Source organism: Veillonella intestinalis (genome assembly GCF_943192895.1).
Classification (GTDB): Bacteria; Bacillota; Negativicutes; order Veillonellales; family Veillonellaceae; genus Veillonella_A; species Veillonella_A intestinalis.
Genome location: NZ_CALPCB010000017.1, coordinates 1 through 2,473, shown reverse-complemented (window position 1 = coordinate 2,473; position 2,473 = coordinate 1). Strand labels below are relative to the sequence as shown.

Sequence of the window (2,473 nt, the reverse complement as noted above, 5' to 3'; positions counted from 1 at the left end):
TGCTGAACAACAAGCTTTGATTAACCGTTTAGCTGACGAATTTTCCAGCGAATTAAACAACTTGGGCGTTCGTGTTGCTACTTTGGAAAACAAAGTTGGTAATGTAAAAGCTACTGGTGACGTTCGTCTTCGTTACCGTGATTTCGAACATGGTAAATCCAAATTTGATTACCGTGGTCGTATCCAATTCAATGCTACTGTAAATGACAACACTTCTGCTGTTGTTCGTATTACTACTGGCAACCATGAATTTGGTAACTCTTCCAACTCTCGAGTTGATAAAGATGGTAATGTAATCAATAGTAACGAAGTAAGCTTTGATCGTGCTTATGTAGCTCATAAATTTGGTGAGGAAACTACTGCAGTAATCGGTCGTTTTGGCGCTTTCATTGGCGGCGGCTTGATTTATGATGATGCGTTTGATGGTGCTGCTGTTGCATATGACAATGGTAACTTCTCCGCAACTGCTGCTCATGGTTACTTTGTTGAAGGCGACTTCAAAGGTTTATCTGAAGAAGATAACGCTACTGTAACCTTATTACAAGCAAAAGGTAACTTAGGTGAACATGCTACTTTAGGCGGTTTCTACGCTTTTGGTAACAAAAATTTAGATGATGATATCTATGGTGGTCATTTAGATCTTAACTTTGATAAAGTTTGGATCGGTGGCGAATATGCTACATTTGACAAAGCTGACCATGGCGATGCTTGGGTAGCTGGTGTAGGTATTGGTAACTATGATATCAAAAAAGCTGGTACTTGGGGCGTTAAAGCACAATACTTTGATTTAGATGTAAATGCACCTGTATTCAGCTCCACTTGGAACCAACCATTCAATACTGACTACAAAGCATGGTTAGCAACTGTTGACTACGCTTTGGCTAAAAACGTTGGCTTGTCCGCATACTGGGCATTCAATGGCGAAGACCAAGCTGGTAATGACGTAAGCGATTACTACCGTGCAGAATTAAATTACAAATTCTAATCTTAGCTAATAAGAATTTAATATGTAGTAAAAATAAAACAACCACTTCCTTTGGAGGTGGTTGTTTTTGTCTTTATAATTATAAATGGATACATAGAATAAAAAAACTATAGTACGAGATAGAGATATAGGATAAGATTTGATACTGTTATTTGAGATGAACACAGAATTTAATTTGGGTTGTTGTTAGTTTTCATTAATTCAAAGATTCAAATTCCTATAAATATATCTTTGAAAATATCAGAATTTCTTTAAATTACTAATATAAAATAAAGTTTATCATTTTAAAAATATAAAAAGCATAAACAATATATAATATTATGATAAGAGTCAATTAACTATTTATTTTTATTCAAAATTTATTAACAAAAAAGGCAATCTTGCTAAAGCAAGATTGCCTTTTAATGTTAAGTTAAACTAAACTATATCTAATTTATTAATTAGAATTTGTAGTCTAATTGTGCACGGTAGAAGTCGCCGATATCTTTACCATCTTGATCTTCACCATTGAATGCCCAGTAACCAGAAAGGCCAACGTTTTCAGCCAATGCATAGTTTACAGTAGCCATCCAAGTTTTGTAATTGCTATTGTAAGGTTGGTTCCAAGTGGAACTAATTACAGGAGAATGTTTAGCTAAGTCAAAGTATTGAACTTTAACACCCCAAGTGCCTTGTTCTTTGATGTTATAGTTACCGAAACCTACGCCAGCAACCCATGCATCGTTACCATCATTATCTACACCTTTTACCCAATCTTTGTCGAATGTAGCGTATTCACCGCCAACCCAAACATTTTTGAAGTTAAGGTCTAAGGAACCACCGTAAATATCGTTTTCAAGGTTATTATTAGTAAATGCATAGAAACCGCCTAAAGTAGCATGTTCACCCAAGTTACCTTTAGCTTGTAATAAAGTTACAGTGTAGTTATGTTCTGCATCTCCATTAATTTTAGTGCCTGTAACAGTTTCTTTTTTCACAGCATCATATCCGCTGAATAGGCTACCAGTTTGGAAAGAACCATAAGCAGCAGTTGCGGAGAAGTTTCCGTTATTGTATGCTACAGCAGCACCATCAAAAGTATCATCATAAACTAAACCATTACCTACTACTGCAGTAAAACGACCTAATACAGCTGTAGTATCTTTACCAAATTTATGTGCTACATATACTTGGTCAATAGACGCCTTACTTTCAGCCTTAGCATTATGGAATTCTAAATCGCCACTAGTCAAACGGATAACAGCAGTAGTATTTTCATTTACTTGAGCATTGAATTGAACACGACCACGCATATCAAATTTGCTTTTCTTATCTTTGCTGTCAGAGAAGTTACCTTTGTCTTCAAAACCTTTGTAACGAAGACGAACGTCACCAGTAGCTTTAATGTTACCAACTTTGTTTTCCAAAGTAGCAACACGAACGCCCAAGTTGTTTAATTCGCTGGAGAATTCGTCAGCTAAACGGTTAATCAAAGCTTGTTGTTCAGCG

At 35.9% G+C, this 2,473-nt stretch carries 2 protein-coding genes; one reads left to right on the top strand and one right to left on the bottom strand.

Translation table 11 applies throughout. The features are described 5' to 3' along the window. Window positions 1-985, top strand: a 985-nt coding sequence (locus NFR27_RS10030; RefSeq protein ID WP_251455333.1) for a putative porin, incomplete at its 5' end; no start/stop codon positions are given. A 440-nt stretch (window positions 986-1,425) separates the two neighbouring features. Here the strand turns inward: NFR27_RS10030 and NFR27_RS10025 are convergent. Next, window positions 1,426-2,473, bottom strand: a 1,048-nt coding sequence (locus tag NFR27_RS10025; protein ID WP_251455331.1) for a putative porin, incomplete at its 5' end; no start/stop codon positions are given.